The following is a 5,192-nucleotide window of genomic DNA, read 5'->3' as shown; positions in this document are numbered from 1 at the left end:
GACAATCTGCCGTCCCGCGTACTGTTCGCTCACAAGGGGCCTCCTCGAACCGTGCGACGTGCGCACCCCGAGCATGAGCCGGGAGTCACGAGGAGCGGAGGCCCCGCTCCTTCATCACATCAGGAAACGGCGCCGGGTCGCCTTCGCCGCGAGCATCTGTTGCAGCGACAACGTCAGATCGTTCATGCAGTCGGTCCTTCGCGTGTCCGAGCGGTGAACACCAAAACAACAGCTCTCGCTGTGAATTGCTCTCAGCAATCTGAGATGGCGTCACGCTATTGGGGGATGCCGAACGGCGTCAACAACGCGTGAAGGACAGGTGCGCTCAGCCCGCGGCGGGGCCGGACAGCAGCGGCAGCACGACGCCGCCGAGCACACCCAGGAGCACCGCGACGATCGCCGCGGCGTAGGCGACGGCCGCCGACCAGCCGCCGGCGGGCTGCAGGACTGTCGCCTCCCCGCGTCGGAAGGCAGGGGCGATCCAGCGCAGGTAGTAGAAGACGCTGGCCACGGTGTTGACGATCGCGAGCACCGCGAGCCAGGCGAAACCGCCGTCCAGCGCGGCGGTGAAAACCGTGAGCTTCCCGACGAACACGCCGGTCGGCGGGGTGCCGATGAGGCCGAACAGGCAGACGGCGAGCGCGACCGCCAGGCCGGGGTGGCGGCGGGCGAGCCCGCGGTGGTCGTCGAGGGTGCGGGCGTGCGGCAGCTCGGCCACCACGGCGAACGCACCGAGGTTCGTGATCGCGTAGGCGGCGAGGTAGAACAGCAGCGCGGGCTGGGCAAGCTCGGCGCGGCCCGCGACGGCGACGGCCATGAGCAGGTAGCCGACCTGGCTGACCGTCGAGTAGGCGAGCAACCGCTGCACCGAGGTCTGGAAGAACGCGGCGAGGTTGCCCAGCGTCATCGACGCGGCCGCGAGGACCGCCAGCAGCAGCGGCCAGTCCACGGCCTCGGGTGGCACGGCCACGAGCAGCAGCCGGTACGCCGCGACCAGGCCGCCGATCTTCGGGATCGTGGTGACGATCGCGGCGACCGGGGCCGGCGTGCCGTCGGTGACGTCGGGCACCCAGAAGTGCGCCGGCACCGCGCCGATCTTGAACAGCACCCCGGCGAGCAGCGCCACCAGCCCGACGCCGACCGCCACGGCGGGGGCGGCGGCGAGCCCTTCGCGCAGCGTTCCGTACGCAGTGGTCCGGCCGACGCCGTAGAGGATCACGGTGCCGGTGAGCATGGTGACGCCGAGGAACGCGCCGGTCAGGTAGTACTTCAGTGCCGCCTCGACCCCCAGCGACTGCTGGTTCCAGCCGGCGAGGGCGTAGAAGGGGATGCTCGCCAGCAGGAACGCGGCGAACAGCAGCAGCAGGTCGTTGGCGCCGCCGAGCAGGATCGTGCCGAGGGAGCCCAGCTGCAGCAGCACGACGAACTCGGTCTCGCGCCGGTGTCCCGCCGTCCCGTCCACCGACAGCGCGAGTGCCACGAGTACCGCGACCAGCACGATCGCGCGCGTGGCATGGGTGAGTGTGTCGACGGCATAGCTGGTGCCGAACACGACCCGGTCCGGTCCGGCCGCCGCGACGGCGGTGGCGACGAGCCCGGCGACGGCCGCCGCGGCGGCGAGCAGGCGCACGAGCCGCTGCCGGTGGCGTGGCAGCCAGCTGCAGAGCAGCAACCCGACGACGGCGCCGCCGAGCAGCAGCAACTCCGGCAGGAGCGCCGCCGGGTTCTCGTTCATCGCCATGCCCATCCCGGTCATCGGGCGACGAGCTCCAGCAGCGCACGCGAGGCCGGCTCGATCACATCGAGCAGGAAGCGGGGCAGGATCCCGATCACGGTGGCCAGCGCGAGCAGCGGCACGATGGCCACCGCCTCGCTGACCCGCAGGTCGGTGAACGGGCGCGGGGTGCCGGGCGCGTCCGGCAGGCGCAGCGGCCCGAGGAACAGCCGCTGCAACGCGAGCAGGAACAGCGCCGCGGTGAGCAGGATCCCGGTGACGGCGACCGCGGTGGGGATCGGGGCGGCGGCGAGCGCACCGGTGAAGATCTGGAACTCCGCGATGAACCCGGAGAAGCCCGGTAGCCCCAGCGAGGCGAACGCGGCGACGGCGAACACGCCCGCGAACACCGGGGTGCGGGCGGCGAGCCCGGAGTAGGCGCCCATGTCGTAGGTGTGTCCCCGCTCGTACAGCACGCCGGCGAGCAGGAACAGCGCGCCGGTGATCAGGCCGTGGCTCACCATCTGGGTCACCGCGCCGGTGGTGGCGAGCTGGCGGGCCTGCTCGTCGGTGCCGGCGAGGTACCCGGCCGCGCCGACGCCGAGCAGCACGTACCCCATGTGGTTCACCGACGTGTAGGCGATCATCCGCTTCACGTCCGTCTGGGCCAGCGCGACCAGCGCCCCGTAGACCACCGACACCACGCCGACGACGACCGCGACCACGGCGTACTGCCGCCAGGTGTCGGGCAGGATCGGCATCGCGATCCGCACGAACCCGTAGGTGCCCATCTTCAGCAGCACGCCCGCGAGGATCGCCGAGCCGGTAGCCGGGGCCTCGGTGTGCGCCGGGGGCAGCCAGGTGTGGAACGGCACCGTCGGCGTCTTCACCGCGAGCCCGACGCCGATCGCGAGCAGCGTGAGCGCGGCGTACGGCCCGCCGCCGGCGAGCGGGTCGGCCGCGATCAGCTCCGCGATGTCGAACGTGTGCGGCTCCGCGGCCAGGTACAGCAGGATGAACCCGAGCAGCAGCGCCAGCGAGCCGAGGAACGTGTAGAGGAAGAACTTCAGCGCGGCCGCCCGCGCCCGCTCGCCGTGCCCCCACCCGGCGATCACGAAGTACATGAACACGATCGACAGGTCGAAGAACAGGAAGAACAGGATCAGGTCGAGGGCGACGAACAGCCCGAGGCTCACGGTCTGCAGGCCGAGGAACAGCGCCACGTAGGCCTTGATCCGCCTGGTCTCCCGCAGGGCGAACACCGCGCACGCGCCGAACAGCACGGTCGTCATCGCCACCAGCGGGAGCGAGATCCCGTCGACGCCGACGTGGTAGCTGATGCCCGCGGTCGGGATCCACGGCACCTGCTCCTCGTACTGGAACCCGCCGCTGGGCTCGAGGCCCAGCCAGACGGCCACCACCAGCGCGAGGTCGGCGGCGCACACCGCGATCCACGCCCAGACGAACACCGCGCGCGGCGTGACGCGCGGCAGCGCGAGGAGCACCGCAGCGACGGCCGCGGGCAGGAAGACGATCACCGACAGCACGGTCACCTCACGACGATCACGAACAGGGCCAGCACCGCGAGCGCGGCGGCGGCCTGGGCGTAGTACTGGTGGAGCTGGCCGGTCTGTGGGCGCCGGGCCAGCCTGCCGAGCGCGCGCGACCCGGCCGCGACCGCGCGCACGAGACCGTCGACCGAGAGCTCCCCGCGCCGGTCCAGCGCACCGGCCACGGTTCCGGTCGCACGGGCGGACGCGTCGACGGCGGCGTCGAGGCCACGGTCGTCGGCGGTGGCGAGGCCCAGTGCCAGGGCCCGCACCGTCCGCGGCACGGCGGTGACGCCCCGGTCGAGGACGTGGTCGTCGAACCGGGCGAGCGCGTGCGCCACGGCGAGGACGGGCCGGACCACCCCCGCGTGGGCCGCGCGTTCGAGCCCCAGCCAGGCCCGCAGCGGGCGCGGGGCGGAGATCCGCGGCACGAGCCGCCAGGTAACGACGACGGCGCCGACGGCGAGCGCCCCGGAGAGCACCATCTCCCAGGGAGCAGGCACAGGGACGGGCGAGGCGAACAGGCCGAGCAGCCCAAGCCCGGCGGCGAGCACGGCGAGCCCGGCCAGCGGTAGCGCCGTCGCCGGCGCAACGCCTTCCGGCCGGTCCGCGCGAACGGCACTTTCGAACGATAGATCTGCGCGAAAGTGCCGTTCGCGCGATCGGTCGGGGCTCGCCCACACCCACCAGACCGCCGTCGTCGCGTAGACCGCCGACACCACGGCCCCGGCCAGGCCCACGACGTACAGGGCGACGCTCTCCTCCAGCGCCGCCGCGAGCACTGCGTCCTTGCTCACCCAGACCGACAGCGGCGGCAGCCCGGCCAGCGACGCCGCTCCGACCGTGAACGTGATCCCGACCAGCGGGTACCGGCGCGCGGCACCACGCAGCTCGCCGAGCTGTTTCGTCCCGAGCGCCACCAGCCAGGCCCCGGCGCCCAGGAACAGCAGGCTCTTGGTGGCGGCGTGCGCCACCAGGTGCAGCGTTCCGCCCGCGACCCCGCCGACCCCCGCGGCGAGCACCATGTAGCCGATCTGCGCGGATGTCGACGCGGCCAGCAGCTGCTTGAGGTCGCGCTGCGCGACGGCGACGAGGCCGAGCAGCAGCGCGGTGGCCGCCCCGGCCCACGCCACGGCGTGCGCCGCCCAGCCGGTGGCGCCGAGCAGCGGGGCCAGCCGCAGCAACAGGTAGGCGCCGGCCGCGACCATCGTGGCCGAGTGCAGCAGCGCCGACACCGGGCTCGGCCCCTCCATCGCGCGCGACAGCCAGAAGCTGAACGGCAGCTGCGCCGACTTCCCCAGCGCCGCCACCACGACGCCGAGCGCGACGACGTGCAGCCATGGCCCGTCCGCGGCGGACAGGTCGGTTAGCGCGAGCGTGCCGACGCCACCCGCCAGCGCGGCCCCGGCCGCCAGGTACAGCCCGAGGTCGGCCGCCCGCGTGGTGAGGAACGCCGTGTGCGCCGCCCGCACCTTCCCCGGCTCGCGCCAGGCGTAGCCGATCAGGGCCCAGCTCATCGCGCCCATGACCTCCCAGGCCATGAGCAGCACGACCAGCGTCGTCGCGGTGACCGTCACGAGCATCGCGCCCGCGAACAGCAGCACGAACCCGACGAACCGCGCGCTACGCAGCTCCGCCTCCCCGGCCGCGTAGGTGAGCACCGCCAGCGTCGCCGCCGCGACGGTGACCACGAGCGCCGCCGACAGGCCGTCGACGGCGACGCCCGCTCGCACCCCGGCGAGGAACGGGGCGTCGACGGCGGGCCGCCCGGTCGCCGCGACCGCCGCGAGCACCAGCACCGCCACCGCGACGCCCATACCGGCGGCCGGGGCGGCGCGGTCGGCCCGCCGGCCGGCCACCGCGAGCGTGGCGCCCGCGAGCAGCGGCACCCCGACCAGCCACCAGAGCACGCGTCAGCCCTTCAGGTC

Annotated in this window: 3 protein-coding genes; all 3 read right to left on the bottom strand. The window is 73.5% G+C overall.

Annotated elements, in window-relative coordinates:
- Window positions 1-325: 325 nt before the first annotated feature.
- From KME75_RS39790 to KME75_RS39780, 3 genes are read right to left on the bottom strand one after another with little or no spacing between them, the layout of a single operon-like run.
- A complete protein-coding gene (locus tag KME75_RS39790) occupies window positions 326-1,756 on the bottom strand; it encodes an NADH-quinone oxidoreductase subunit N (protein ID WP_246633727.1) in 1,431 nt (476 codons plus the stop codon).
- On the bottom strand, window positions 1,753-3,261 hold the full coding sequence (locus tag KME75_RS39785) for a complex I subunit 4 family protein (RefSeq protein ID WP_219420168.1): 1,509 nt from the start codon (window positions 3,259-3,261) through the stop codon (window positions 1,753-1,755). The genes KME75_RS39790 and KME75_RS39785 overlap by 4 nt, the downstream gene beginning before the upstream one ends.
- Window positions 3,262-3,263: 2 nt before the next feature.
- Window positions 3,264-5,174: a proton-conducting transporter transmembrane domain-containing protein gene (locus KME75_RS39780; RefSeq protein WP_219420167.1), complete on the bottom strand. Its 1,911-nt coding sequence runs from the start codon at window positions 5,172-5,174 to the stop codon at window positions 3,264-3,266.
- Window positions 5,175-5,192 lie beyond the last annotated feature (18 nt).

This window comes from Pseudonocardia nigra (assembly GCF_019396355.1).
GTDB lineage: Bacteria > Actinomycetota > Actinomycetes > Mycobacteriales > Pseudonocardiaceae > Pseudonocardia > Pseudonocardia nigra.
This window is presented reverse-complemented; position numbering and strand designations above follow the sequence as displayed.